Annotated in this window: 22 protein-coding genes; 13 read left to right on the forward strand and 9 right to left on the reverse strand. The window is 72.2% G+C overall.

Translation table 11 applies throughout. From position 1 onward, the window contains the following. Nucleotides 1-24: 24 nt before the first annotated feature. Entirely contained in the window at nucleotides 25-798 is a 774-nt protein-coding gene (locus ACLZOT_RS34710; RefSeq protein ID WP_416973132.1) for a methyltransferase domain-containing protein, read from the reverse strand. A gap of 204 nt (nucleotides 799-1,002) precedes the next feature. On the opposite strand from ACLZOT_RS34710, the gene ACLZOT_RS34715 reads away from it, so the two are divergent. Beyond that, the gene (locus tag ACLZOT_RS34715) at nucleotides 1,003-1,299 is read left to right on the forward strand and encodes a hypothetical protein (protein WP_416973245.1); all 297 of its coding nucleotides are present in this window, start codon (nucleotides 1,003-1,005) and stop codon (nucleotides 1,297-1,299) included. Here ACLZOT_RS34715 and ACLZOT_RS34720 read toward each other — a convergent pair. Beyond that, nucleotides 1,265-2,461: an acyltransferase family protein gene (locus ACLZOT_RS34720; RefSeq protein ID WP_416973133.1), complete on the reverse strand. Its 1,197-nt coding sequence runs from the start codon at nucleotides 2,459-2,461 to the stop codon at nucleotides 1,265-1,267. The two genes, ACLZOT_RS34715 and ACLZOT_RS34720, sit on opposite strands and share 35 nt — an antisense overlap. Before the next feature lie 194 nt (nucleotides 2,462-2,655). Between ACLZOT_RS34720 and ACLZOT_RS34725 the strand changes: the two genes are divergently transcribed. The 6 genes from ACLZOT_RS34725 (at nucleotide 2,656) to ACLZOT_RS34750 (ending at nucleotide 7,840) form a co-directional block, all read left to right on the forward strand. Beyond that, on the forward strand, nucleotides 2,656-3,216 hold the full coding sequence (locus ACLZOT_RS34725) for a GNAT family N-acetyltransferase (protein WP_416973134.1): 561 nt from the start codon (nucleotides 2,656-2,658) through the stop codon (nucleotides 3,214-3,216). 26 nt (nucleotides 3,217-3,242) lie between these two features. Then, nucleotides 3,243-3,824 carry a hypothetical protein gene (locus ACLZOT_RS34730; RefSeq protein ID WP_416973135.1) on the forward strand — a complete coding sequence of 194 codons (582 nt, stop codon included), beginning with the start codon at nucleotides 3,243-3,245 and terminating at the stop codon, nucleotides 3,822-3,824. A gap of 187 nt (nucleotides 3,825-4,011) precedes the next feature. Then, complete coding sequence (locus ACLZOT_RS34735; protein ID WP_416973136.1) at nucleotides 4,012-4,170, forward strand: hypothetical protein; 159 nt, start codon at nucleotides 4,012-4,014, stop codon at nucleotides 4,168-4,170. A 95-nt stretch (nucleotides 4,171-4,265) separates the two neighbouring features. Next, nucleotides 4,266-7,247, forward strand: a complete 2,982-nt coding sequence (locus ACLZOT_RS34740) for a helix-turn-helix transcriptional regulator (protein ID WP_416973137.1) — start codon at nucleotides 4,266-4,268, stop codon at nucleotides 7,245-7,247. Between the two features lie 77 nt (nucleotides 7,248-7,324). Continuing rightward, nucleotides 7,325-7,582 (forward strand): type II toxin-antitoxin system RelE family toxin, encoded by a 258-nt coding sequence (locus tag ACLZOT_RS34745; protein WP_240001556.1) that lies wholly within the window; start codon nucleotides 7,325-7,327, stop codon nucleotides 7,580-7,582. 33 nt (nucleotides 7,583-7,615) lie between these two features. Further along, on the forward strand, nucleotides 7,616-7,840 hold the full coding sequence (locus ACLZOT_RS34750; protein ID WP_416973138.1) for a DUF6191 domain-containing protein: 225 nt from the start codon (nucleotides 7,616-7,618) through the stop codon (nucleotides 7,838-7,840). A gap of 82 nt (nucleotides 7,841-7,922) precedes the next feature. Here the strand turns inward: ACLZOT_RS34750 and ACLZOT_RS34755 are convergent, their stop codons facing one another. Both ACLZOT_RS34755 and ACLZOT_RS34760 read right to left on the reverse strand, forming a co-directional pair. Beyond that, nucleotides 7,923-9,113 (reverse strand): PQQ-dependent sugar dehydrogenase, encoded by a 1,191-nt coding sequence (locus ACLZOT_RS34755; RefSeq protein ID WP_416973139.1) that lies wholly within the window; start codon nucleotides 9,111-9,113, stop codon nucleotides 7,923-7,925. Nucleotides 9,114-9,151: 38 nt separating this feature from the next. Then, the gene (locus tag ACLZOT_RS34760) at nucleotides 9,152-10,144 is read right to left on the reverse strand and encodes an aldo/keto reductase (RefSeq protein ID WP_416973140.1); all 993 of its coding nucleotides are present in this window, start codon (nucleotides 10,142-10,144) and stop codon (nucleotides 9,152-9,154) included. Between the two features lie 78 nt (nucleotides 10,145-10,222). On the opposite strand from ACLZOT_RS34760, the gene ACLZOT_RS34765 reads away from it, so the two are divergent. From ACLZOT_RS34765 to serA, 6 genes are all read left to right on the forward strand, one after another. Then, entirely contained in the window at nucleotides 10,223-11,209 is a 987-nt protein-coding gene (locus ACLZOT_RS34765) for a 2-hydroxyacid dehydrogenase (RefSeq protein ID WP_416973141.1), read from the forward strand. A gap of 425 nt (nucleotides 11,210-11,634) precedes the next feature. After that, entirely contained in the window at nucleotides 11,635-14,571 is a 2,937-nt protein-coding gene (locus ACLZOT_RS34770; RefSeq protein WP_416973246.1) for a putative bifunctional diguanylate cyclase/phosphodiesterase, read from the forward strand. Nucleotides 14,572-14,855: 284 nt separating this feature from the next. Next, entirely contained in the window at nucleotides 14,856-16,706 is a 1,851-nt protein-coding gene (locus ACLZOT_RS34775; protein WP_416973142.1) for an acetolactate synthase large subunit, read from the forward strand. A 19-nt stretch (nucleotides 16,707-16,725) separates the two neighbouring features. After that, on the forward strand, nucleotides 16,726-17,250 hold the full coding sequence (gene ilvN, locus ACLZOT_RS34780) for an acetolactate synthase small subunit (protein ID WP_355861180.1): 525 nt from the start codon (nucleotides 16,726-16,728) through the stop codon (nucleotides 17,248-17,250). 90 nt (nucleotides 17,251-17,340) lie between these two features. Beyond that, a complete protein-coding gene (ilvC, locus tag ACLZOT_RS34785; protein ID WP_416973143.1) occupies nucleotides 17,341-18,339 on the forward strand; it encodes a ketol-acid reductoisomerase in 999 nt (332 codons plus the stop codon). A gap of 229 nt (nucleotides 18,340-18,568) precedes the next feature. Further along, entirely contained in the window at nucleotides 18,569-20,158 is a 1,590-nt protein-coding gene (gene serA / locus ACLZOT_RS34790) for a phosphoglycerate dehydrogenase (protein WP_416973144.1), read from the forward strand. 47 nt (nucleotides 20,159-20,205) lie between these two features. Here the strand turns inward: serA and ACLZOT_RS34795 are convergent, their stop codons facing one another. From ACLZOT_RS34795 to ACLZOT_RS34815, 5 genes are all read right to left on the reverse strand, one after another. After that, nucleotides 20,206-20,892 carry an ATP-binding cassette domain-containing protein gene (locus ACLZOT_RS34795; RefSeq protein ID WP_416973145.1) on the reverse strand — a complete coding sequence of 229 codons (687 nt, stop codon included), beginning with the start codon at nucleotides 20,890-20,892 and terminating at the stop codon, nucleotides 20,206-20,208. Further along, the gene (locus ACLZOT_RS34800; protein WP_416973146.1) at nucleotides 20,889-21,794 is read right to left on the reverse strand and encodes an ABC transporter ATP-binding protein; all 906 of its coding nucleotides are present in this window, start codon (nucleotides 21,792-21,794) and stop codon (nucleotides 20,889-20,891) included. Before ACLZOT_RS34800 ends, ACLZOT_RS34795 begins: the two co-directional genes overlap by 4 nt. A 40-nt stretch (nucleotides 21,795-21,834) precedes the next feature. Continuing rightward, the gene (locus tag ACLZOT_RS34805; protein ID WP_416973147.1) at nucleotides 21,835-23,577 is read right to left on the reverse strand and encodes an ABC transporter permease subunit; all 1,743 of its coding nucleotides are present in this window, start codon (nucleotides 23,575-23,577) and stop codon (nucleotides 21,835-21,837) included. After that, entirely contained in the window at nucleotides 23,574-25,067 is a 1,494-nt protein-coding gene (locus tag ACLZOT_RS34810; RefSeq protein ID WP_416973148.1) for an ABC transporter substrate-binding protein, read from the reverse strand. The genes ACLZOT_RS34805 and ACLZOT_RS34810 overlap by 4 nt, the downstream gene beginning before the upstream one ends. 111 nt (nucleotides 25,068-25,178) lie before the next feature. Then, the gene (locus ACLZOT_RS34815) at nucleotides 25,179-26,321 is read right to left on the reverse strand and encodes a PucR family transcriptional regulator (RefSeq protein WP_416973149.1); all 1,143 of its coding nucleotides are present in this window, start codon (nucleotides 26,319-26,321) and stop codon (nucleotides 25,179-25,181) included. Nucleotides 26,322-26,352 lie beyond the last annotated feature (31 nt).

Raw genomic sequence — 26,352 nt, forward strand, 5'->3', positions numbered from 1 at the left:
CAACCCCCTTCCCCCTTTACGGGTTTACCGGCGCCGCCCCACCACCCGCACGAACCCGAGCGCCCGCCCCTCGTCCACCCGGAGCAACTCGGCGGTCTCCCGCGCCCGTTCACACGTCGCCGCGAACACCTCGCTCCACCGCAGCCAGTCCCGCCACCCCTCCTCCTGCCACTCGGCGCCCTCCACCACGACCGCCCCGGTCCGCTCCCAGTTCCGCCGCCACCACGCGGCCGAGTGGTAGGCCCAGTACGCGGGACGCCAGTCGGCGGCGAGATGCGCGGGCGGCTCGGCCCCCGGCAGCTCCTCCCGCAGCGCCGGTACGACCACCCCGATCCGCCCGCCCGGCTTCAACAGCCGCGTCAGTGTGGGCAGATAGAGGTCATCGGCGCCGAATTCCTGGAACGCGTCCACGGACACGATCGCGTCGAAACTCCCCTCGCTGAACGGCAGTTCGCGCGCACCGGCGCGCACCGCCTGCACCCGGTCCGCGAACCCGGCGTCGGCGATGCGCCGGGCGTTGTCGTCGGGGGCGATCAGCGGATCGACGGCGGTCACCTGGAGGTCGTACTCACGGGCGAGGAACACCGAGGTCAACGCGCGCCCGCAGCCCAGGTCCAGGACCCGTGCGCCGGGGCGCAGCGTGTCCAGCCCGAGGGCGGGCGCGAGCCACTCCAGGAGCCACAGGGGGTGGGCGCCCATCTGGTTCTCCACGACCCAGCTCGGGTCGTAGTGGTTGCTGCGGGGGCGGTGGGGGTGGCTGAGGTCGACGGTCGACGACACCGACGCGGTCTCGGTCATGCTGTGCGGGCTCCTTGAGTCTGGCGACAGGGCCTGGGCCTGAGGGGGGAGGCGTTGAGTGATACGGGGGATCAGGACCGTACTCCTCACCGGGAGCGCTCACGAGAGCGTTCACGAAAGCCCTCTCAGGCCGGCGCGCTACGCTCCCGCGCCATGAGGACCGACACCCGGGACGAGACCGACGACGTGACGACGACCCACCCCATGAACAACGCCGCCGCCGGGGACGCGGAGGACGACGACATGGACCCCGTCGACGACGCCCGCCGGGCCCGCTGGACGGCCACCGGCACCGGCGTCCTGCTCGCCCTCGCCGGTCTCGCCGCCGCCCTCATGCGGATCGGCGGCAGCTCCTCGGCCCTGGTCCCGGCCGCGTTCGCCACGGGCGCCGCGATCTGCGCGTTCGCCGCGTTCCTCGGATCCCGGGGGCACACCCGGCGCGCTCTGTGGCTGCTGGTCCTGGGCGTCATGGTGATGGCGTTCGGGGACCAGGCACACTGACGGGGACCCGAACCGTCTCCTCGGCCGGCGTTCCCTCAGCCGGCGTTCCCTCGGCCACCGGCTCCTTCGGCGCGCGCGCCGCCGCGAGCCCACGGGCGAGCCCCCTGCGCATCCACCGTCCCATCGGGAGCTCCACCCACCGCCAGATGCCGTACGACAGGAGCAGCATCGCGGTCGTCACGACGGCCATGTTCCCCCAGTGGCCGAGGGCGGGGACGTGCCGGGTGAGGCCCTTGGCGAGCGGGAAGCCGAGGCTCATGTGGACCAGGTAGAACGGGTAGGTCAGCGCCCCGGCCGTCACCAGCCAGCGCCAGTTCACGTCCCGCAGTGGGCCGATGGTGGCCAGCATGAGAACGCCGAGGAACGCCGTCAGCAGCAGCGCGCACAGGCTCCAGGAGACGGTGTTGGTGCTGCCGGGCCCGGCCAGGTGCCAGTTGACGCGTATCTGGAGCACGCTGAGCTGGTACGCCCACGCCATCCCCAGCAGGGTCCAGAGCATCAGGTTCTGCCCGAAGCGGAACATCAGGTAGAGCGCGATCCCGGCGACGAACAGCCCCGCGTAGCCGCTCAGGACGAACTGGTCGAGCAGTTTGTTCTGGGTGGAGTGCGTGACGTACGCGGCGACCAGCCAGACCGTGCAGAAGCCGAGCAGCCGCTCGTAGGTCGCGCCGAACTTCAGCACGACCGCCATCAGCAGATAGAAACGCGCCTCCAGATCGAGCGTCCAGGCCACCCCGGCGAGCAGATCGACGTCCAACGGGCCCGGGAACATCGTCAGGTTGGAGAGCACCGTCCGCGGGTGCAGGTCCTCCGGAAGGTTGTCGGACTTCTGGGGGAACACCGCGAGACGGGTGACGAGCAGCACGATCACCGCCCAGTACGCGGGGAAGAGCCGCGAGAGCCGCGAGACCGCGAACTCGCCCGGCGTGCGCCCCCACGCGCTCATACAGATCACGAACCCGCTGATCAGGAAGAACATCTCGACCCCGAGCCAGCCGTACATCGAGGCGCGGTGCACGGTGAACGCGAACTCTCTGGGCGCCTCCCCCCATATGCTCGGGAAGTTCTGGCCGAAGTAGTGGAAACAGGCGACCGCGAGCGCCGCCGCTAGGCGCAGCCCGTCGACGAGTGCGAGCCGCGGCGGCCGGTCGGGCCTGTTCACCTGACGGATGGGCAACGTTCCCCCTGTGGAAGGACTGTGCGGTTCCTACGGGTGTTGGAGTCGCGGGCGCTCGAATAGTTGTTGCAGGGACGGGAGTTGTTACCCCCCTGTAACCCGGCGAGGGGTAGCCCGCCGCCGGATCCGGGGGCCGTGAGAAGGTCGTCCGACGGCGGACCTACGCGAGAGGCAGCGGTATGTACGGGGTGTCCCTGGGGGACGACGGGGCCGAGCTGCGGCCCCTGGAGACGTGGCACGCCGAGGAACTCCTCGCGATGTTCGACCGGGGCCGTGACCACATCGGTCGGTTCATCGGCTTCGGCTCCCGCGAGACCGACGTCGACTCCACGCGCGCGCTCCTCAAGCGCTACGCCGACAAACGCACCGAGGACTCCGGCTCGCTGCACGGCATCTGGTACGACGGCACGCTCGTCGGCGGCGTCCTGTTCCGTACGTTCGACGCGGCCACCGGCGTCTGCGAGGTCGGCTGCTGGCTGGAGCCCGCCGCCGTCGGCAAGGGCCTCGTCACCCGCGCCATGCACGTCCTGATCGACTGGGCCGTCGACGTACGCGGCATGCACCGCGTCGAGTGGTACGCCGCCTCCGGCAACACCCCCAGCCTCAACGTCGCCCGCCGCCTCGGCATGCGGCGCGACGGCGTCCTGCGCGAGAGCCACCTCCACAGGGGCGAGCGGCACGACATCGAGATCTGGTCGCTGCTCGCGACGGAGTGGCGTACCGCGCACAGCGATCGTTAAGGAACCTCTCAGACAGCGTCCGTACGGTGCGCGGTATGGCTACGAAGACTGAAGACAGCGCCGGGGAGATCTCCGAGGTGGAGCTGACCAAGAGCTCCGGGAACGACGTCGCGGAGCAGGACGTCACCGAGGAGAGCGTCACCGAGGAGGACTCCCTCCAGGAGGACGACGACGAACTCCTCGCGGAGGGCGAGGAACAGGCCCCGAAGGAGCCCTCGTACGTCGGCCAGGGCGCCGCCGCCGTCGTCTCCGCCGCCCTCGGCTTCGTCTCGCTGAGCGGCAGTTGGCTCGGCACGGTCGCGGCCGCGCGCGAGACGCTCGTGGGCCAGCTCCAGACCTCGTCCTCGGCGAGCGTCGCCACGCAGGTCAAGGAGGTGTACGGCGACGCCTGGAAGACCAGCGCGATGTGGGCGGGCCTCTTCGCCCTGACCGCCCTCGTGACCGCCGTCGTCGTCCTGGTCCGCCCCGCCTTCGGCAGCCCCGACCGGCAGCAGCCCGCGTGGATCAAGTCCATCGCCTGGGGCGGCGTCGCGCTCGGCGTCATCGGCCTCCTGCTCGCCGTGCTCAAGTACAGCGACGCGATCCTCGGCCTGCCGTCGGCGACCTGACCAGAGCCTGCCCCGAGGGTCCTCAGGGACCGCCGTAGGTACTTACGGCGGTCCCTAAGGACCCTTCTCATGTTTCTAAGGCCCCCGCCCCCGGCGAAGATGCGGAACTCTCCCGATGTGCCCGACCCCCCTCGGGAACGAAGGTGGAACCACCACCGAGACACACCATCGAGACACGGGAGTCCAGATGTTCCAGTTCGAGTCCCACCAGCTCCGCTCCGCCGAACTCATCCGCCGCGCGGACCACGAGCGGCTGGTCAACGAGGCCGCACGCGCGCGCAAGGACGCCGAGAAGACCTCCGATACCAAGCAGCTCCAACGGCACCGGTTCACACGGGCGGCGTGAACACGGCGGACAGGGGCGGCCGTACGGGGGTCGGCCGCCCCTCCGGCGTACCCGCGCTCGCGATAACCGCTGGGGCGTTGTCAGACCCTTGTGCGATGCTCGGCAGCGTGGAGATGAGGTCGGTCAGTCCCGTGTTCGTGGGTCGAGCGGATGAGCTCGGCGCGCTGGACGACGCGCTCGCGCGCGCGGCGCGGGGGGAGCCGCAGACGCTGGTCGTCGGAGGCGAGGCGGGGGTCGGGAAGACGCGGCTCGTCGAGGAGTTCGGGGCCGCCGCCGAGCGGCAGGGGGCCGTCGTCGCGGTCGGCGGATGCGTCGAGATCGGCGCCGACGGGCTGCCGTTCGCACCCTTCTCCACTGCCCTGCGCGCCCTGCGCCGGGCCCTGCCCGAGGAACTCGCCGCCGCTGCCGCCGGCCAGGAGGAGGAGCTGACCCGGCTACTGCCCGAACTCGGCGAGACCGCGCGCGGGCGGCACGACGAGGAGGGCACCGCCCGCCTCTTCGAACTCACCGCGCGACTCCTGGAGCGCGTCGCCGACGGGCGTACGGTCGTCGTCGTCATCGAGGACCTGCACTGGGCGGACACCTCCACCCGCCACCTCCTGTCGTACCTGTTCCGTACGGTGCGTACGGGCCGGCTGCTCGTCCTCGCCACCTACCGCAGCGACGACATCCACCGCCGCCACCCCCTGCGCCCCCTCCTCGCCGAGTTCGACCGCCTGCGGACCGTCCGCCGCATCGAACTCGCCCGCTTCACGCGCGAGGAGGTCGGCCGGCAGATCGCCGGCATCCTCGCCGCCGAACCCGACCCCGCACAGGTCGACGAGATCTTCGAGCGGTCCGACGGGAACGCGTTCTTCGTCGAGGAACTCGCCGTGGCCTGCTCCGACGACTGCTGCGCCGGGCTCACGGACTCCCTGCGCGACCTGCTCCTCGTCCGCGTGGAGGCGCTGCCCGACCACGCGCAGCGCGTCACGCGGATCACCGCCGAAGGGGGCTCGACCGTCGAGCACCCGCTGCTCGCGGCCGTCGCCGGGCTCTGCGAGGACGACCTCATCGAAGCGCTGCGGGCGGCCGTCGGGGCGAACATCCTGATCGCCGCGCCCGGGGGCGACGGCTACCGCTTCCGGCACGCCCTCGTCCGCGAGGCCGTCGGCGACGACCTCCTGCCCGGCGAGCGGTCGCGGCTCAACCGGCGGTACGCGCAGGCGCTGGAGGCCGATCCCGGGCTGGTCCCCGCCGACCAGCGGGCCACCCGGCTGGCCAGCTACTGGTACCACGCCCACGACCCGGCGAAGGCCCTGCCCGCCGTCCTGGACGCGGCCGTCGAGGCCCGGTCCCGGCACGCCTACAGCGAGCAACTGCGGCTCCTGGAGCGGGCGATGGAGCTGTGGGACGCGGCCCCCGCGGAGGTCCTCGCGCGGCTGCGGCCCCTCGACTACGCGGAGGCGTACCCTCCGTGCGGCTGCGACCCGGAGACGACCCCGCTCAGGTACCTCGACCTCATGGCCGAGGCCGCCGTCGTGGGCCGCCTCTCCGGCGAGCGGGAACGGGCCCTGAAGATCACCCGGCGGGCCCTGCGGCTCCTGGACGACGACCCCGACCCGCTGCGCGCCGCCTGGTTCTGGGTCCAGCGCTCCAAACTGCTCCCCGCGCTCGGGCGCGGCGACGGCTGGCAGGAGCTGTCCACCGCCCAGGACCTGGTCCGCGGGCTCCCGCCGTCCACCGTCCACGCCGAGGTGCTGGCCTCCGCCGCGGGCTGGTACATGCTCCACGAACCCGGGCCCGAGGCGATCAGCGCCGCCCAGCGGGCCGTCGAGTACGCGCGCATGGTCGGCGCCGAGGAGATCGAACTCCACGCCCGCCTGGACCTCGGCGGGCTGATGGTCGGCGCCGGGGACATCGAGACCGGGCTCGCCGAGATGCGCGAGGTCACCCGGCAGGTCGTGGCCCGCCGCATCTTCTCCGGGATCGGCCGCGCCCACGTCAACCTGCCGTCCGCGCTGGAGAGCGTCGGCCGCTCCGCCGAGTCCGTGACCCTCCTGCGCGAAGGGCTGCGGATCGTCAAGGAGTGGGGGCTGCGCAACAACGAACCCTGGATCTGGGCCAACCTCGCGGAATCCCTGATCTCCCTCGGCCGGTGGGACGAGGCCGCCGAAGCGGCCTTCACCGCGCGGTACGCCGCCCAGGCCACGAAACCCCGCGGCTCGGGCTTCTACTTCCTCACCGCCCTCGCCCTCGCGCGTGGCCGGTTCACCGACGCGGCCCGCTACCTAGCCGAGGGCCGGGCCATGTTCGACCAGCGCGACCGGATGCCCCAGTACGCCCTGCCCCACGCGACCCTCGCCCTCACCCTCGCCGCCGCCGAGGGCCGGATCGACGACGCCCGTACGGAACTGACGGCCGTCCTCGACGAGGGGCTCGCCCCGCACGTCCACCGGGACGCCTGGCCGCTGCTGCTGGCCGCCGCGAGCGCCGAGGCGGACGCCAGGGAGGCCTCCGCCGCGCACGTGTCCCGCATCCGGGAGACGGCGCTGCAACTCGCCACGCCCGCGCCGATCTGGCGGGCGTACGACCTGTGGGTGCGCGCGGAACTCCACCGGGCGCAGGGGTGCGACACCGTCGACGAGTGGTCCGACGTCGTCACCGCCTTCGAGTGCCTGGAGCGGCCCTACGACCTGGCGCGCGTGCGCCACCGCCTCGCCGAGACGCTGGCCGTCTCCGGCGGGGACGAGGACCGGGCCCGGGCGGCGGAGCTCCTGCGCCTGGTCAAGGCCGTCGCCGAGCACCTCAAGGCCGGCCCCCTCCTCGAATCCGCCGCCCACCTCTCCCGCCGCGCCCGCCTCACCGCGCCCCCCACCCCCACCGACTCCCTCGGCCTCACCACCCGCGAGCACGACGTCCTGCGCCTCGTCGCCGAGGGCCACACCAACCGCCAGATCGCCGAGCACCTCTTCATCTCCCCGAAGACCGCCAGCGTCCACGTCTCCAACATCCTGGCGAAGCTGTCGGTGTCGAGCAGAGGAGAGGCGGCGGCGCTGGCCCACCGCCTGGGCCTGTTCCCGGTGGGGGCGGGCTGACCGTGCCTGCCCCCGGGCGAGACGGAGTGGGGGCGGGTGCGGGAGAATGAGAGCAACCATGAGCCCTGGAGGGAGCTGTGTTGTACCAGATCCAGTTCACCGAGCAAGCCGCAGCGCAGCGTGATGCCCTTCCCGAAGACCGTCGCAAACTCCTGGAACGCGGACTTCTCAAACTGGCTGAGGACCCCTTCACCCCGGTCTCGCAGGCCGTCAGCGGTGAGGACATCCGGGTTGTCTCCGTCGCGCCCGGCCTCGCTGTCGATTACATGGTGCACAGGGCGTTCCTGATCCTGGTTTCCGTGGCGATTCTCGACAAGTCACTGCTCGACGAATAGACGACCGTCCCGACGCGGCCCGGAGGAATCACGATGTTCAACGCCTTCGAGGAACTCTTCTCCCCGGGCCGCAAGCACACCCAGGACGAGCAGAACCGGCTGGAGCTGACGCGGGAGGACGTCGGGGACGGGGATCCGGGGCGGGGGCCGATAGACCTGTCGTCGGGGAAGGTCACCGTGCGGATGCCGAAGGCGGGGGAGCCGTCGGCGGACGCACCGGCCGAGGACGGTCCGGAGGACAGCTCGGGCACGGGCTGACGGCCGGGTCGCGCTCAGGGGCGACCGGCGCTCAGCGCGTGACCGGCCGGTGGCGGAAGCGGCTCCCCAGGTCACACGCCGTTCAGCTCACCTGTAGTTCCAGGATCCGGTCGTCGCCGTTCCTGACCACGCCCCGGCCGTCCGTGTTGCTCGTCGTCACCCAGAGTTTGTCGCCCCCGGCGGACAGCACGGTCCGCAGCCGCCCGTACTTCTCCTCCAGGAACGCCTGCGGTTCGGCGGAAGCCTCAGTGCCGTTCAGCGGGATCCGCCACAGGCGCTGGCCGCGGAGCCCGGCCATCCAGAGGGAGCCCTCGGCGTAGGCGATGCCGCTGGGGGAGGCGTCGGCGGTGGACCACTGGGCGAGGGGGTTGCGGTACTTCGGGTCGGTGGACCTGCCCTCCGCGTCGGGCCAGCCGTAGTTGCCGCCGGGGGCGATCGCGTTCAGCTCGTCCCACGTGTTCTGCCCGAACTCGGCGGCGAAGAGCCGCTGCCGGGAGTCCCAGGCGAGGCCCTGGACGTTGCGGTGGCCGTAGGAGTAGACGGGGGAGTCGGGGAAGGGGTTGCCCGGCGCGGGCTCGCCCTCGGGGGTGAGGCGGAGGATCTTCCCGCCGAGGGAGCCGAGGTCCTGGGAGAGCCCGGTGTCGCCGGATTCGCCCGTGCCCGCGTACAGCATCCCGTCGGGGCCGAACGCGATCCGCCCGCCGTTGTGGATACGCCCCTTGGGGATACCCCTGAACACCGTGTCGGGAGCGCCCAGCTGCTGCCCCGCGGGCCGCTGGTCGTCGTACCGCATCCGGACGATGCGGTTGTCGGACTCGGAGGTGAAGTACGCGTACACCATCCGGTCGGAGGCGAACTGCGGTGACAGCGCGAGCCCGAGCAGCCCCCCTTCCCCGTCGGCCGACACCCCGGGCACCTCGCCCACCTCGGTCCTGGCCCCGCCCTCCACGAGCGTGACCGTCCCTTCGTCCCGGGACCCGACCAGCAGTCCCCCGCCGGGGATCGCGGCGACCCCCCAGGGCGACTTCAGCCCCTCGGCGACGGTCCGCACGACCCGCACGGACCCCTTCGCGGGCGGCGGCACGGCCTCCCCCTGCGGAGAGGGACTCCCCGCGGCCGATGAAGCCCCACCGGACGGCGCCCCCTCGGGCTCCCCGGAGTCCCCGGAAGAACACCCGGCCCCCAACAGCAGCACGCCCGCCGCGACCCCGGCCACCACACCTCGACGTCCCACGAACCCGGTCCCTTCCACCCGCCGACCTCTGCCTGTCATACGTGCCGCACGCCCCACAAGTTCCCGCTCCACCCGCCTCAGTCCCACGACCCCAGCGCCCGGGGCAGCGCGGCCACCTCCGCCAGGTCCTCCGCGGTCAGCCGTATCCCCGTCGCCCCCGCGTTCTCGGTGACCCAACGTTCCTGCTTGGCCCCCGGAAGGGCGATCACCTGTTTCCCCTGGGTCAGTACCCAGGCGAGCGCGATCTGGGCGACGGTCGCCTCGTGGCGGGCGGCGACGCGGCGCAGGCCGGAGAGGATCGGCTGGTTGGCGGCCATCATCTCGGCGGTGAACCGGGGGTGGTGGGCGCGCATGTCGTCGGGTTCGAAGCCCTGGCCCGGGGTGAGGGTGCCGGTGAGGTAGCCGTTGCCGAGGGGCATCGCGGCGAGGAAGGTGATGTTCCGGGAGGCGCACCACGGGAGGAGCGAGGTGAGCGCCTCGGGGGACCAGACGGACAGTTCGGCCTGGACGGCGGCGACGGGGAACACCTGCTGGACGCGCGTCAACTGACGGAGGGTCGGTTCGTGGAGGTGTGCGGTGGACCGGCGTCCCCCGCGCGCGCCGAGCGCGCACAGCCCGAGCGCCCGCACCTTGCCCGCCCGGACGAGGTCGGCCATCGCGCCCCACGTCTCCTCGACGGGTATCTCGGGGTCGGCGCGGTGGAGCTGGTAGAGGTCGATGACGTCGGTCTGGAGCCTGCGCAGGGACGCGTCGCAGGCGCGACGGACGTACCCGGGACGGCCGTTGGCGACGATGTGCTGGTCCCCGGCCAGCAGCCCCACCTTCGTGGAGACGAACGCCTCACCGCGCCGCTCCTTCACCGCCCGCCCCACGAGCAGCTCGTTGGTGAACGGCCCGTACATGTCGGCGGTGTCCAATAAGGAAACCCCCAGGTCCAGCGCCCGGTGCACCGCCCGCGCGGACTCGTCACCGCGCCGCCGCGACCCGCTGTACCCCCAGCTCATCGGCATGCACCCGAGTCCGACGGCCCCCGCCGAGAGCGCGCCGGCGCCGATCGTCCTGCGCTCCACCTGCCCGTGACCCTCCCTCAGTCCTGACCCTCAAACCTAACCTCTGCGCGCGCACGCGCCTGACATAACCTCCTGCCCATGACTGACGACACCGCACGTCACAGCGTTCAAGACGTCTGGCTCTCCATCCCGCCGGAGGAGATCGAGGGTCTCCCGGAGGGCCTCAACTACCTGTTCTGGGACGGCGGTCCCGACGGCACCCAGCCCTATCCCGGCGACCCCGCGCGCTGCGGCGTCTACGTCGTCCCGTACATGAAGGCGCAGGAGGTCCGGGTCGGCCCGCTCGCGGGGATGACCGGCGTGCGCCTGGTGCAGACCCTCACGGCGGGGGTGGACGACGTCGTCCCGCACCTCGACGGCCTGCCGCCCGGCGTGAACCTGTGCAACGCGCGCGGGGTGCACGAGACGAGCACCGCCGAACTCGCCCTCACGCTCACGCTCGCCTCCCTGCGCGGCATCCCGGGCTTCGTGCGCGCGCAGGACCGCCAGGAGTGGCAGGGCGGCTTCCACCCGGCGCTCGCCGACCGCACGGTCCTGATCCTCGGTTACGGCGCGATCGGCGCGGCGATCGAGGACCGGCTCGTTCCGTTCGAGGTCGCGCGGGTGGTGCGGGTCGCGCGCGCCGGGCGCACGACGGAGCGCGGACCGGTGCATTCCATCGAGGAGCTGCCGGAACTGCTTCCGGTCGCGGATGTCGTGATAGTGGTGACGCCGCTCACGCAGAGCACTCGCAGGCTCGTCAATGAGCCGTTTCTCGCCCGCATGAAGGACGGCGCACTGTTGGTCAATGTGGCGCGTGGGGCGGTCGTGGACACCAAGGCGCTGCTCGCGGAGCTGGAGTCGGGGCGGCTGACGGCCGCGCTGGACGTCACGGATCCCGAGCCGCTGCCCGCCGGACATCCGCTGTGGAGCGCGCCGGGAGTCCTGATCAGTCCGCACGTCGGCGGTCCGAGCAGCGCTTTCCTGCCGAGGGCCAAGCGTCTGCTGGTGGACCAGTTGGTGCGATATGTGAACCGCGAACCTCTGCGGAACGTGATCCTGACGACGGGCGCGGCAGGCGTGTAATCGGATTCAGGTACCCTCCGCAGTCCTCCGGACGCGGGGTGTACCGGCATAGTCGCTGGTCGTCACGGAGCGTAGAGGGACTATGTCCCTGAGTGACGAGACTGGTGTATCGTCCCGGACAGGGGCTGCGCCACGCACATTCGGCGCCGGGGATGGACGTTCACGGACTTGTGAGGGGGGCGACGGGCGATGCACGGCCTACGGGCGAACGATCCGACGCGGCAGGGCCGCCGACGGCGGCCCTGGAGCACCGCGCCACGCAGAAACGGCTCGCAAGGCGGTCACACCACCGCCGAGACCACCGCGCACGGCAACCGGAACAGCGCGTCCCACGTCGGCACCGACCACCCGCCCCACGCAGGCGACCACCGCCGCCCGGGGCCGAAGCAGACCGGGAGGCCCTGGTGAACGCGCCGCCCTCCGCCATGACGACGACGCTCGACGACATGCTGCGCCCCCACCCCGCACCGGGGACGCCACCGCCCCGGCCTCCGGCCTCCCGGGGCTCCACCCGCACCCTGGTCCACCAACTCCTCATCGCCCTGGTCTGCGCGGGCTACGCCGTCGGCTCCGCGCTCGGCTGGGGCGATCGGCGACTCGCCCTGATCATGGGCGACTTCGGGCTCAGCGCGGCCGCCGGCACCGCCGCCGTGTCGTGCTTCTTCTACGCCCGCAGCCGCCACGTCCGCTTTCGACCGGCCTGGCTGCTGTTCGCCCTCTCCTCCGCGATGGCCTCGCTCGGCAACCTCGTCTGGGGCTGGTACGAGGTCGTCCTCGGCGTCCCGGTCCCGAGCCCGAGCTACGCCGACCTGTTCTTCCTGTGCTTCGCGCCGCCCGCCATCGTCGGCCTCCTGGTGCTCGCCACCCGGCCCGTGTCGAAGGCCGGCTGGGTCTGCCTCGCGCTGGACGCCTGGCTGATCGCCGGCTCCCTGCTGACGCTCTCCTGGAGCCTCGCCCTCGCCCAGGCCGCCAAGTTCGACGGCACCGGCGTCGCGCACACGGCCCTGTCCCTGGCGTACCCGCTGCTGGACATCGCGCTGGTCAGCATGGTCCTCGTCCTGCACTTCCGCAGGTCCTCGGTGAACCGCACCGCCGTCAACACGGCCGTCGGCGCCCTCGCGCTCACGGTGATGTGCGACGCCCTGTTCACCTCCCCGCTGCTGCACAACGGCTACCACTCCGGCCAGCTCCTGGACGCCGGCTGGTTCGCCGGCTCCCTCCTGCTGGCGTACGCGCCCTGGGCCGTCGCCGGTTCCCGCGCCGAGACCGGCACCAGCGCCTGGGGCGGCGACCCCCGCGTGGTCCACGAGCACATCCCGGGCCGCGACCACCGCCACCCCGCGCCGCCGACCCTCGACCGCCCGCGCCCGAGGCCCAGCACACCGCCCCCCGACCGCTACCAGACCACCCGCCCCATCACGGGCTCCCTGGCCGCCCTCACGCCCTACCTCGCGGCCGCCGTCTGCACCCTGGGCATCCTCTACAACGTCCTCAACGGCCGCAGCGTCGACCGCGTCGTCCTGCTCACCGGAGGCGCCGTCGTCCTCGCCCTCGTCGTCCGCCAGGGCATCATGCTCCTCGACAACGTCAAGCTCACCCAGGAGCTGGCGCAGAAGGAGAACTACTTCCGCTCCCTGGTCCAGGGCTCCAGCGACGTCATCATGATCGCCGCCCCGAGCGGCGCCCTGAAGTACGTCTCCCCGGCCGCGGCGGGCGTGTACGGCCGCCCCGCCGAGGAGATGCTCGGCCGCGAGCTCGCCCACTTCATCCACCCCGACGACCTCGGCGGCGTCGTCCACGAGGTGCGCCGCTTCCTCGCCATCAACCCCTACGACGAACCCACCACCCGTATCGAGTGCCGCTTCCGCTCCGGCGACGGCGGCTGGCTGAACGTGGAGTCCACCGTCAACCGCCACCACGGCGGCCTGATCTTCAACAGCCGCGACGTCACCGAACGCGTCCGGCTGCAGGCCCAGCTCCAGCACAGCGCCGAGCACGACCCGCTCACCGACCTGCCCAACCGCGCCCTGTTCACGCAGCGCGTCCAGCAGGCGCTCTCCGGCCGCCGCAGCTCCGACCGGGGCCACGCCCTGCGCAACACGGCCGTCCTGTTCATCGACCTCGACGGCTTCAAGGCCGTCAACGACACCATCGGCCACGCCGCCGGGGACGACCTGCTGATCCAGGCCGCCCGCCGCCTCCAGGACGCCGTCCGGCAGGGCGACACCGCCTCCCGGCTCGGCGGCGACGAGTTCGCGGCGCTCATCATGGGCGACAACTCCCGCGACCGCAGCGCCCGCGAACGGCACATCCTGGAGCTCGCCGACCGCCTCAGGATCGCCCTGTCGCAGCCCTACGCCATCGACGGCAACGACGTACGGGTCGCCGCCTCCATCGGCGTCGCCTTCGCCGAACCGGGTCTGGGCGCGGGCGAGCTGCTGCGCAACGCGGACCTCGCGATGTACCGGGCGAAGTCCGGCGGCAAGGGCCGCGTCGAGCTGTACCAGCCGCAGATGCAGCAGGACGTGGTGCGCAAGGCGGAGCTGGCCACGCGGCTGCGCGCGGCGCTCAACGACGGCGAGTTCACGCTCGTGCACCAGCCCGTCGTACGGCTCGCGGACGGCCGGATCTCGTCCGTCGCGGCGCTCGCGCGCTGGCGGTCCTCGCAGGGGGTGCTGTTCACGCCGGCCGAGTTCCTGCGGGTCGCCGAGGACGGTGACAAGACGGCCGAGCTGGCGCAGTGGGTGCTGGCCGAGGCGGTCGAGCGGGCCGCCGAGCGCGCGGCGACGGGACTGTCCGTGCCGGTGACGGTCCGCACGGGCGCGCGGCGCCTCGTCGACCGGTCCTCGCCGCTCGCCTCCATCGAGGCGCTGCTGACCCGGCACGGGCTGCCGTCCGGGGCGCTCACGGTCGAACTGGCCGACGTCGACCCGCAGGTGCCCCTGGAGGACCTGGAACGGCGTCTGGGCGCCCTGCGGCGGCTCGGCGTCCGGATCGTCCTCGACGGTCTCGGCACGGGCTGTACGGGGCTCACGGCGCTGCGCAGGCTGCCTGTCGACGTCCTCAAGCTGGACCGGGGGCTCGTCGAGGGCGTCGTGGAGTCCGCGCGGCTGCACAAGATCACCGCCGGGGTCCTCAGGATCGCCGCCGACCTGGGCCTCGACACCGTCGCCGAAGGGGTCGACCTGCCCGACCAGGTCGTCGCCCTGCGGGAGATGGGGTGCACGCACGGCCAGGGCGCGGCGTTCTCCGAGCCGCTCGACGAGTACCGCTTGCGCAGGGCGCTGGCGTCCGGGCACTATCCGGTTCCGCACGGGCCCGGGGAACCGGTGCTGGCGGGCGGGGGGCCGGCGCACAGCTGACACCGTGGCCCACATACTGAGACCCCCGTCCCACCCGCTTGACACTGGGTGCGCGTCGGGGGGAGGGTCAGTGCCATGCGCACCCGAATTCTCGTACTTGGACAGCGCGTCGGCTGAAGCTGTGGACGCCCGGAAGACCCGGAACTCCCAGCGCACGCACCCGACGCGCTCCCCTCGCTTGCCTTCCGGCACGAGGGGTTTTTTGTTGCACGGACGCCCTCCGGGCAACCGCCGCACTCCGCACAAAACCCGCAAAAACCCTCAGCATCGAGAAGAGAATGACGATGACCGAGCAGGCCACCGGGGCCACCCCGCATCCGCAGCCGCGGCCCCGATCCGGAGGACACGCCACGCCCGTCGAGCACGTCACGGGTGCGCAGTCCCTCATCCGCTCCCTTGAGGAGGTCGGTGCGGACACGGTCTTCGGTATCCCCGGCGGCACGATCCTGCCGGCGTACGACCCGATGATGGACTCCAAGCGGGTGCGCCACGTCCTGGTCCGCCACGAGCAGGGCGCCGGTCACGCGGCGACCGGTTACGCGCAGGCCACCGGCAAGGTCGGCGTCTGCATGGCGACCTCCGGGCCGGGCGCCACCAACCTGGTCACCCCGATCGCGGACGCGAACATGGACTCGGTGCCGCTCGTGGCGATCACCGGGCAGGTCGTCTCCGCCGCGATCGGCACGGACGCCTTCCAGGAGGCGGACATCGTCGGCATCACCATGCCGATCACCAAGCACAGCTTCCTGGTCACCAAGGCCGAGGACATCCCGCGCACGATCGCGCAGGCGTTCCACATCGCCTCCACCGGCCGCCCCGGACCGGTCCTGGTCGACATCCCCAAGGACATCCTCCAGGCGAGGACGACGTTCTCCTGGCCGCCGGTCATGGACCTGCCCGGCTACCGCCCGGTGACCAAGCCGCACGCCAAGCAGATCCGCGAGGCAGCCAAGCTGATCACCCAGGCCAAGCGGCCCGTGCTGTACGTCGGCGGCGGTGTCATCAAGGCGCAGGCGACGGCCGAGCTGAAGGTCCTCGCCGAGCTGACCGGCGCCCCCGTCGTCACCACCCTGATGGCGCTGGGCTCCTTCCCCGACAGCCACCCCCAGCACCTGGGCATGCCCGGCATGCACGGCTCCGTCGCCGCGGTCACCGCGCTGCAGAAGTCCGACCTGCTCGTCACCCTCGGCGCCCGCTTCGACGACCGCGTCACCGGCAAGCTCGACAGCTTCGCCCCCGACGCGAAGATCGTCCACGCGGACATCGACCCCGCGGAGATCGGCAAGAACCGCGCCGCCGACGTCCCGATCGTCGGGGACGCCCGCGAGGTCATCGCCGACCTCGTCCAGGCCGTCCAGAAGGAGCACAGCGAGGGCCACCAGGGCGACTACACGGCCTGGTGGAAGGACCTCAACCGCTGGCGCGACACCTACCCCCTGGGCTACAACCTGCCCGAGGACGGCACGCTCTCCCCCCAGCAGGTCATCGAGCGCATCGGCCAGCTCGCCCCCGAGGGCACGATCTTCGCCGCGGGCGTCGGCCAGCACCAGATGTGGGCCGCCCACTACATCCAGTACGAGAACCCGGCGACCTGGCTCAACTCCGGCGGCGCCGGGACCATGGGGTACGCGGTCCCCGCGGCCATGGGCGCCAAGGCGGGCCGGCCCGAGCGCACCGTCTGGGCCATCGACGGCGACGGCTGCTTCCAGATGACCAACCAGGAACTCACCACCTGCGCCCTGAACAACATCCCGATCAAGGTCGCCGTCATCAACAACGGCGCCCTCGGGATGGTCCGCCAGTGGCAGACCCTGTTCTACAACCAGCGCTACTCGAACACGGTCCTGCACTCCGGCCCCGAGGACGTCAACCCCGAGGCGCGCGGCACCCGCATCCCCGACTTCGTGAAGCTGTCCGAGGCGATGGGCTGCCACGCGATCCGCTGCGAGTCCCCGGACGACCTCGACAAGGTCATCGAAGAGGCCAACGCGATCAACGACCGCCCGGTCGTCATCGACTTCATCGTCCACGAGGACGCCATGGTGTGGCCGATGGTCGCCGCCGGCGCCTCCAACGACGAGATCATGGCCGCCCTGAACGTCCGCCCCGACTTCGGCGACAACGAAGACGACTGAGAGAAAGCTTCAGCAGAACATGTCCAAGCACACGCTCTCCGTCCTGGTCGAGAACAAGCCCGGCATCCTCGCCAGGATCGCCGCCCTGTTCTCCCGCCGCGGCTTCAACATCGACTCCCTCGCCGTCGGGGTCACCGAACACGCCGACATCTCCCGCATCACCATCGTCGTGAGCGTCGACGCACTGCCCCTGGAACAGGTCACCAAGCAGCTCAACAAGCTCGTCGAGGTCCTGAAGATCGTCGAACTGGAACCCGCACAGGCCGTCCACCGCGAACTCGTTCTGGTGAAGGTCCGCGCCGACAACGAGACCCGCTCCCAGATCGTCGAGATCGTCCAGCTCTTCCGCGCCAAGACCGTCGACGTCTCCCCGGAGGCCGTCACCATCGAGGCCACCGGCGGCGCCGACAAGCTCGGCGCCATGCTGAAGATGCTGGAACCCTTCGGCATCAAGGAGCTCGTCCAGTCCGGCACGATCGCCATCGGCCGCGGCTCCCGCTCCATCACGGACCGCTCGCTGCGCGCCCTCGACCGCAGCGCGTAATCCGTATACCGAGACCCCGGAACTTCCCCCCACCCCGCCGTCATACGGTGGGGTGGGACGCAACACCTGCACTCAAGGAGAGAACCCACAGTGGCCGAGCTGTTCTACGACGCCGACGCCGACCTGTCCATCATCCAGGGCCGCAAGGTCGCGGTCATCGGCTACGGCAGCCAGGGCCACGCCCACGCGCTGTCCCTGCGCGACTCGGGCGTGGACGTCCGCGTCGGCCTGCACGAGGGCTCCAAGTCCAAGGCCAAGGCCGAGGAGCAGGGCCTGCGCGTGGTGAGCCCCGCCGAGGCCGCCGCCGAGGCCGACCTCATCATGATCCTGATCCCGGACCCGATCCAGGCCAAGGTCTACGAGGAGTCCATCGCCCCGAACCTGAAGGACGGCGACGCGCTGTTCTTCGCCCACGGCTTCAACATCCGCTTCGGCTTCATCAAGGCCCCCGAGGGCGTCGACGTCGCCCTGGTCGCCCCCAAGGGCCCCGGCCACCTCGTCCGCCGCCAGTACGAGGAGGGCCGCGGCGTCCCCGCGATCGCCGCCGTCGAGAAGGACGCCACGGGCAACGCCTTCGCGCTCGCCCTGTCGTACGCCAAGGCCATCGGCGGCACCCGGGCCGGCGTCATCAAGACGACCTTCACCGAGGAGACCGAGACCGACCTGTTCGGTGAGCAGGCCGTCCTCTGCGGTGGTACGTCCGCCCTGGTCAAGGCCGGTTTCGAGACGCTGGTCGAGGCCGGCTACCAGCCCGAGATCGCCTACTTCGAGTGCCTGCACGAGCTGAAGCTCATCGTCGACCTCATGTACGAGGGCGGCCTGGAGAAGATGCGCTGGTCCGTCTCCGAGACCGCCGAGTGGGGCGACTACGTCACCGGCCCCCGCATCATCACCGACGCCACCAAGGCCGAGATGAAGCAGGTCCTCGCCGAGATCCAGGACGGCACCTTCGCCCAGAACTGGATGGACGAGTACCACGGCGGCCTGAAGAAGTACAACGAGTACAAGGACGCCGACTCCGAGCACCTGCTCGAGACCACCGGCAAGCAGCTCCGCAAGCTGATGAGCTGGGTGAACGAAGAGGCGTGAGCCTCTGACGGAGGGGCCGGTACGACGCGTTCCGGCCCCTCCGCACGCCTTTTGCCGGAGCCCTGTCCCGTAATTTTCCCGAGACGTCTAAGACACCTCCCGGCGCTATTACACTGCTGCACATCACGCGTCAGGCCCACAGTGTCGTGCGTCTTCCGCGGTAGCCCCCTCCTCCGCCTGCGGCCGCCGGGACGGCCGTCCGCACGGCACTGGACCTGTGAGGACTCACGTGAGCTCGAAACCTGTCGTACTCATCGCTGAAGAGCTGTCGCCCGCGACCGTGGACGCGCTTGGCCCCGACTTCGAGATCCGGCACTGCAACGGAGCGGACCGAGCCGAACTGCTCCCCGCCATCGCCGATGTCGACGCGATCCTGATCCGCTCCGCCACCAAGGTGGACGCCGAGGCCATCGCCGCCGCGAACAAGCTGAAGGTCGTCGCGCGAGCCGGCGTCGGCCTCGACAACGTCGACGTGTCCGCCGCCACCAAGGCCGGCGTGATGGTCGTCAACGCGCCCACCTCCAACATCGTCACCGCCGCCGAACTCGCCTGCGGCCTGCTGCTCGCCACCGCGCGGCACATCCCGCAGGCCAACGCCGCGCTCAAGAACGGCGAGTGGAAGCGCAGCAAGTACACCGGCGTCGAGCTGGCCGAGAAGACCCTCGGCGTCGTCGGCCTCGGCCGCATCGGCGCGCTCGTCGCGCAGCGGATGTCCGCGTTCGGCATGAAGGTCGTCGCCTACGACCCCTACATCCAGCCCGCGCGCGCCGCCCAGATGGGCGTCAAGGTCCTCTCCCTGGACGAGCTGCTCGAAGTCTCCGACTTCATCACCGTCCACCTCCCCAAGACCCCCGAGACCGTCGGCCTCATCGGCGACGAGGCGCTGCGCAAGGTCAAGCCGACCGTCCGCATCGTCAACGCCGCGCGCGGCGGGATCGTCGACGAGGAGGCGCTGTACTCGGCGCTGAAGGAAGGCCGCGTCGCCGGGGCCGGCCTCGACGTCTACGCGAAGGAGCCGTGCACCGACTCCCCGCTCTTCGAGTTCGACCAGGTCATCTCCACCCCCCACCTGGGCGCCTCCACCGACGAGGCCCAGGAGAAGGCGGGCATCGCGGTCGCGAAGTCGGTCCGCCTCGCCCTCGCCGGCGAGCTGGTCCCCGACGCGGTCAACGTCCAGGGCGGCGTCATCGCCGAGGACGTCAAGCCGGGGCTGCCGCTCGCCGAGCGCCTGGGCCGCATCTTCACCGCCCTCGCCGGTGAGGTCGCCGTCCGCCTCGACGTCGAGGTGTACGGCGAGATCACGCAGCACGATGTGAAGGTGCTGGAGCTGTCCGCGCTCAAGGGTGTCTTCGAGGACGTCGTCGACGAGACGGTCTCCTACGTCAACGCCCCCCTGTTCGCCCAGGAGCGCGGCGTCGAGGTGCGTCTCACGACCTCCTCCGAGGCCACCGACCACCGCAACGTCGTGACCGTCCGCGGCACCCTCTCCGACGGCGAGGAGGTCTCGGTCTCCGGCACGCTGGCCGGCACCAAGAACGTCCAGAAGATCGTCGCCGTGGGCGAGTACGACGTCGACCTCGCCGTCGCCGACCACCTGCTCGTCCTGCGGTACGAGGACCGGCCGGGCGTCGTCGGCACGCTCGGCCGCGTCCTCGGCGAGGCCGGCATCAACATCGCCGGCATGCAGGTCGCCCGCTCCGCCGCCGGCGGGGAGGCGCTGGCCGTCCTCACGGTCGACGAGGCGGTCGCCGCGAGCGTGCTGACGGAGGTGGCCGAGGAGATCGGCGCGACGTCGGCCCGCGCGGTGAACCTGGTCTGAGGCCAAAAGTCTTCAGGGCGGACCGAGTCGCATCGGTCCGCCCTTTCTCATGCCTGCGGTGACGTGATCCGCCCGTCCCTCATCTCCACGACCCGGTCCGCGAAGTGCCGTACCACCGACCGGTCGTGACAGATGAACAGGTACCCGAGCCCCAGCTCGTCCCGCAGATCGGCGAGCAGGTTGAGCACCCCGGCCCGCACCGACGGGTCCAGCGCCGACACCGGCTCGTCGAGGACCAGGAGCCGGGGCTGCGAGGCCAACGCCCGCGCGATGCCGACGCGTTGGCACTGGCCGCCGGACAGCTCGTGGGGGCGCCGGTCCGCGTGGGCGGGGGCGAGGCCGACCCGGTCGAGGAGTTCGGCGACCTTCGCGGGGCCGGTCGCCGGATCCCAGCGGCCCTGGACCTTCAGCGGCTCGGCGACGGCGTCCCGGACCCGGTGGCGAGGGCTCAGCGAGCCGTAGGGATCCTGGAAGACGGGCTGCATACGGGGGCGCACCGCCCGCAGCTCCGGTTCGGACAGCCCGGTCAACTCCCGGCCCTCGAAGCGCACTTCACCCGAGTCGGGGCGGCGCAGCTGCAGCACGGCCAGCGCGGTGGACGACTTCCCGCACCCGCTCGGCCCGTCCAGCGCGAGCGTCTCGCCGGCCCGCAGCGAGAAGGACACGTGGTCCACGGCGAGCGCGGAACCGTAGCGGACGACGAGGTCACGGACGTCGAGAAGGTACTCGCTCACACGCTCTCCCCATGGTGGCAGGCGACCGTCCGCCCGTCGGTCTCGCGGAGCCGGGGCTCCTCGACCCGGCACACCTCCGTCGCGAACGAGCAGCGCGGCGCGAACGCGCACCCCGCCGGCATCGCCCCCGGCAACGGGGGGTGCCCGGCGAGGACGGGCAGCCGCTCCGGCCCGCCCGGCCGGGGCAGCGAGGCCAGCAGCCCGGCCGTGTAGGGCGCCCGCGGCGTCTCCAGCACCCGCTCCACGGAACCGAGTTCGACGACCTGTCCGGCGTACATCACCAGCACCCGGTCCGCGTGGCGCCGGACCGCCTCCACATCGTGCGTCACCAGGACCAGCGCGGCCGGCTGGGCCCGCAGCAGCCCGAGGACCTGCTCGCGCCGCTCCTCGTCCAGCGCGGTCGTGGGCTCGTCGGCGACGAGGATCTCCGGCTCGTTGACGGTCGCCATCGCGACGACCGCCCGCTGCCGCATCCCCCCGGAGTACTCGTGCGGATACGCCCGCGCCTTCCGCGCGGCGTCCGGAATGCCGACCCGCTCCAGCGCGGCGACGGCCACGGCACGCGCCTCGGCCCGCGAGATACGCCGCACCGACCGTACGGCGGCGGCGAGTTGGTCCCCGACGGGGTGGACGGGGGAGAGGGCGGACAGTGCGTCCTGGGGGACCAGCGCGATTCGCCGCCCCCGCTCACCCGACAAGTCCGGTGTCACGGAACCGGTTCGCACCGCCTCCCTCGGCAGCATCCCGAGCAGCGCGCGGGCCGTGAGCGACTTCCCGGCGCCCGACTCCCCGACGATCGCGAGGACTTCACCGGGCCGGACGTCGAAGGAGACGCCCCGGACGGCTTCGACGCCGGAGAAGGAGACCCGGAGGTCACGGACGCAGAGCAGGGGAGCAGGCATCTGCTCGCTCTTCAACCCCCTTTTGGCTTCCACCACTTCATCATGCTGCAAGAGACACCTCATCCTTCGCCCTCCGCCGCTCCCGCCCCTCCACGAACGCTGCCCCCGACACCGCGAGCCCCGCCAGCACCGCCAAAGCCACCGCGGGCGCCAGCGCCGCCCAGGGCGCCCGCTCCACGTAGGCCCGTGACTCGTCGAGCAGCAACCCCCATTCGGGCGCCGGGGGTTGGGCCCCGAGCCCGAGGAACCCGAGCGAGGCCAGCGCCAGCGCCACCCCCGGCAGCCGCAGCAGCGCGTGCCGGGCGACCGGCCTCGCCACCGTGGGCAGCACATGCCGGGTGAGGATCCACAACGGCGTCGCCCCGATGGCCCGTTGGGCGGTGAGGAACGCCGAGGCCCGGACCTCCTGCACCAGCGCGGCCGAGTGCGCGGCGAGCGCGGGCCACGACACCAGCGCGACGGCCAAGGCGGCACCGCCGGTTCCGGGCCCGGTCACCGCCGCGACCAGAATTCCCACGATGACCGGCGGCAGCGCGTTCGCGATGTCCGCGGCCCCCGAGGCGACGCCGGGCAGGAACCCGAGCGCGAGCCCGACGAGCAGCCCCAGCAGACAGACGGCCGCCGCGGTCCCGACGGTCGTGGCGGCCCCGTGCCCGAGCCGCGCGAGCACATCCCGGCCCAGCCCGTCCGTGCCCAGCGGATGCCCCCAACTCGGCGCCAGGAGCCGCTCGTTCGTGTTCACGGCGTACGGATCACGCAGCAGCCCCCACCCGATCGCCACCGCGAGCAGCGCGAACAGCGTCACCGGCACCGCGACCGGCACCCGGACCGGCCGGGGCGGCGGCAGCGTGAGCGACGCGTCCCGCAGGGCCGGCCCCAGCAGCCGGCGCCGCAGCAGCGCAGACAGCGCCCCGATGACGAGCCCGAGCAGCAGCAGGGCCAGCACCGAGCCCTGGAGCAGCGGCAGATCCTGCGACTTGGCCGCGCCGAGCGCCGTACGGCCGATGCCGGGGACCGCGAAGACGGTCTCCACGGCGACCGCGCCGCCCGTCAGGCCGACGGCGGCCATCCCGAACTGCGGTACGAGCGGCGGCAGTACACGCCGCAGCGCCGCCCCGGCGACCCGCGTACGGCTCACCCCTGCGCCCCGCCACAGCTCGACCCACCGCTCGTCAAGGACGGACGGCAGCGCGTCCGCGACGAGCCGCCCCAGCAGCCCGCCGGCCGGGACGCCGAGGGCGACGGCGGGCAGGACCATGTGCGTCGGGCCCTCCCAGCCGGACGTGGGGAGCCAGCCGAGCCACACCCCGAACGCCAGCAGCGCGACGGTCGCGAGCAGGAACTCCGGTACGGCCGCCAGCATCGCGGCCCCGGCGCCCGCCGAACCCCGCCCGCGCACCAGTACCGGCGCGACGAGCAGCGCGGCCAGCAGGATCGCGACGCCGAGGGCCGCGCCCATCAGGGCCAGCGAGACCTGGAGCCCGGCGGTGACCGACGGCAGGACGTCGGTGCCGGACACCCAGGACGTGCCGAGGTCGCCGCGCAGCAGGTCGGCGGCCCAACTCCCCAGCAGGGACAGGGGACCGGCGTCCAGCCCGAGGTCCCGGCGGATCGCGTCGAGGGCCTCCTTCGTCGGCTCCTGCTCGGCGGAGCGGGCCCGCAGGACGGTCAGCGCGGGGTCGTTCCCGGAGAGCCAGGGGAGCAGTCCGACGGCCGCGACGACCGTGAGGAGACCGAGAGTCCGGGTCAGGCCGGCGGGACTCGGACGCGGGAAGGACCTCATGAACCGACGTACGTCGAAGCCGTGACCAACTCCCGCTCGCGCGGGTCGTGCGCGGCGCCTTCCACCCCGGCCGCGTCCCCCTGGATCACCCGCTCGTGCAGCATCGGCACAGCCGCGTCCGTCCCCAGCACGGCGGCCTCCCCGGCGATGATCGCGGCCCGCCGCGCGTCCCCGGTCGGCTGAGCGCCCGCCTTCTTCAACTCGGCGTCCACGGCGGGGTTCTTGAGCTGCGCGATGTTGAAGGAGCCGTCCGAGGCGAAGTCGCTGTACAGGTACGCCGCCGGGTCACCGGAGTCGAGGACGGTCGCCCGGGAGAGGATGAACGCGTCGAACTTCCCGGCGAGCGCGTCCGCTTCGATCGCCGCGTACTCCCGCACCTCCAGCTTCACCTTGAACCCGGCCTTCTGGAGCTGTTGTTGGAGCGCGGCGGCGACCTCCGGGAGTTCGGCGCGGTCGGTGAACGTGCCGATGGTGATGCTCGCGCCCTTCGGGTCGGTGGCGGCGGCGCGCGTCACCGGCTTGCGCAGCCCGGCGGCCCACGGCAGCGCGGGGCCGAGCAGCCCCTGAGCGACGTCCGCGCGGCCCTCGTACACGCCCTTCACGATCGACTCGGCGTCCACGGCCTCGCGGGCGGCGGCGCGCAGGGAGGCGTTCTTGAAGGGGCCCGAAGAAGTGTTCAGGTAGAGGGTGTTGGTGCGGGGCATCGGGACTTCGGTGATCAGCTTCTTGTCGAGCAGCGCCGCCTGCGACACGGGGACCGCCTCGACGATGTCCGCCTCGCCGCTGCGCAGGGCCGCCGCGCGGGCGGTGCCGTCGGGGACGAACTTCACGTCGATGCCGGGGGACTTGGCCTTGGTGCCCCAGTAGCCGTCGTACCGGTCGAGGGTCGCGGACGAGGTGCCGTTCACCTTGACCAGTTCGAAGGGGCCGGTGCCGGCGCCGAGCGGGTTCACCGTCTTCCCGGTGTACGCCTTCGCCGCGAGGATCGAGAGCTGGGGGGAGCTGAGGCGCTGGGGGAGGAGCGGGTCCTCGTCACCGGTCGTGACGACGACGTTGTCACCGGACGCCCGCGCCGTCAGCTCCACGCCGTCCAGGATGCGGGGCTTGGGGGCGGCGCCGGCGGCCCTCGCCAGGGAGCGGACGACCGCCTCGGCGTCCAGCGCCGTACCGTCGTGGAAGGTGACGCCGTCGCGCAGGGCGAACGTCCAACTCTTCCCCGAACGCGTCCACTTGGTGGCCAGCGCGGGCTGGGCGTCGCCGTCGGCGTCCAGCTTCACGAGGGTTTCCGCCGTGGACCAGCGGGACAGTTTGAACGCGTCGTCGGAGAGCGGGGACAGGCCCGACCTCGGCGGCTGCATCATCGCGACGCGGATGCGCTTGCCGCCGTCGCCGCTCGACTCGGACGACCCCGTGAAGCAGCCCGACAGGAGCAGGGCCGAGGCGGCGGTGAGGGCCGTGGCGGGTATGAGACGGCGAGCGGGCAGGCGCACGGAGCACTCCGGGTAAAGGGGCGGTCAAGGGCACAGTCGCCCAGACCGTAGCATGATGACAATCGTTTTCAACAGTCGCCCCCTTTGTCCCCGGCCGCCCGCCCCCTCACCTCACAGCCGCGCCCCCTTCAACGCCATGTGCAGCAACAGCCGGTCCTCCCCGTCCCCCAGGTCCAGCCCCGTCAACTGCTCCACCCGCGACAGCCGGTAGTACAGCGTCTGCCGGTGGATCCCCAGCACCGCCGCCGTCCGCCCCGCCTGCCCCGCGCAGTCGAGATACACCTCGGCCGTCCGCGCCAGCTCCCGCTGGGAGGGGGAGAGCAGCGGCGCCACGGCGGGATCGGCGGCCGGCCCCAGCGCCGTCAGCAGCCGGTACGCCCCGATCCGCCCCCACTCCGCGACCGGCCCGAACCGCGGCTCGGCCCGCGCCGCCCGCGCCGCCGAGGACGCCTCCGTCCAGGAGAGCCCCAGCTCACCGAGGCCCACCCGGGGAGCCGAGACCCCGGCGACGGCGTCCGCCCCGGCCCGCTCCAGGAGCCGTACCCCGGCGTCGACGCCCGGCCGGAGCCGGACCAGCACCGCGAGACCCTGCGTCACCCCGCACAGCGCGACCGCCCCCGGCACCGTCCGCACCGACGGCACCTCCGCCGCCCACGGCGTCACGCACACCACCACGCACGCGCCGTCCGCCCGGTCGCCCACCGCCGTACGCAGCTCCGCGACCGCCATGTCCCGCTGCCAGCCGGCCTCCGCGTCCAGCACCGCCCGCAGCTCCCGGCTCAGGTCCGCCCCGTGCCGCGCCTCGTCCCCGAGCAGCACCCCGATCCGCGCCGTCACCTCCATGGCCGCCGCCAGCCGGGCGTCGTCGAGGGTGCCGGAGTCGAGGAGCCAGACGTAGCCGAGGACGACGCCGCGATGGCGTACGGGGAGGCAGATCCGGCCCCGGTTCACCCCCGCCTCCGGGGTCGGCGGGATCCGTACGGGCCCGCTCGCGCGGGTGATCCCGAACCCCTCGAACCACTCCCGTACGGCGGCCGTCGAACGCCGGGTCAGGATCGAGCGCGCGCGGACCGGGTCGAGCGCGGAGGCGTCCAGGTCGGCGTCGCTGTCGTACGCGCCGAACGCGATCAGTTCGAAGTCCCGGCTCTCCAGGGTCGCGGGGACGCCGAGGAGGCCGGAGATCTCGTCCACGAGGTCCTGGTAGGTCGGGGTCACCCGGCCATTCTGCGCCAGGGACGGGGGCGGTTCATACATCTGTCTGAGATCCCCGCCACGGATGCGTGAC

This window comes from Streptomyces sp. 4F14 (genome assembly GCF_048159485.1).
GTDB lineage: Bacteria > Actinomycetota > Actinomycetes > Streptomycetales > Streptomycetaceae > Streptomyces.